Annotated in this window: 1 protein-coding gene; it reads right to left on the reverse strand. The window is 63.5% G+C overall.

Features of this window, described 5'->3' with window-relative positions; translation table 11 throughout:
* The coding region (locus EN993_RS36660) for a cytochrome ubiquinol oxidase subunit I (protein WP_164758102.1) at positions 1-482 on the reverse strand (482 nt) is incomplete at both ends.

A 482-nucleotide genomic window follows, 5' to 3' on the forward strand; every position in this document is an offset into this window, starting at 1 on the left:
CAGCCCTCTCGAAGTTCGACGGCTCCGGCGCGGACCGGCGCCCCGGGCCGTCCTCCCTCGATCTCCACATCTATCTCGGCAGCAATTGCCGGGCCTTTGCGCACAATGCGCAGCATGAGGAAGAGGCCCACAGGATAGATGATGAGATAGACCGCTACGTAGCCGATCAGCGAGAGCATCACATCAAAGCCCGTCAATGAAGGTGTCACTGAGTCCGCCGTGCGCAGAAGGCCGTATACTGTCCAGGGCTGACGTCCAACCTCGGTGGTGATCCAGCCTGCGATGACCGCCACGAAGCCGATGGGCGCCGCGATCTGGGTGATCGAGAGAAAGGCCGGCGACGCGTCCAGACGGCCGCGCCAGCGAAGCCATCCGCCGACAAGGACGAGGCCAAGCATCAGAATGCCGCAGCCGACCATAATCCGGAAGGCGAAGAAGGGGATCGCGACGGGGGGACGCTGATCGGCCGGAAAGTCCTTGAG

Source organism: Mesorhizobium sp. M7D.F.Ca.US.004.01.2.1, from assembly GCF_003997785.1.
Lineage (GTDB): Bacteria > Pseudomonadota > Alphaproteobacteria > Rhizobiales > Rhizobiaceae > Mesorhizobium > Mesorhizobium loti.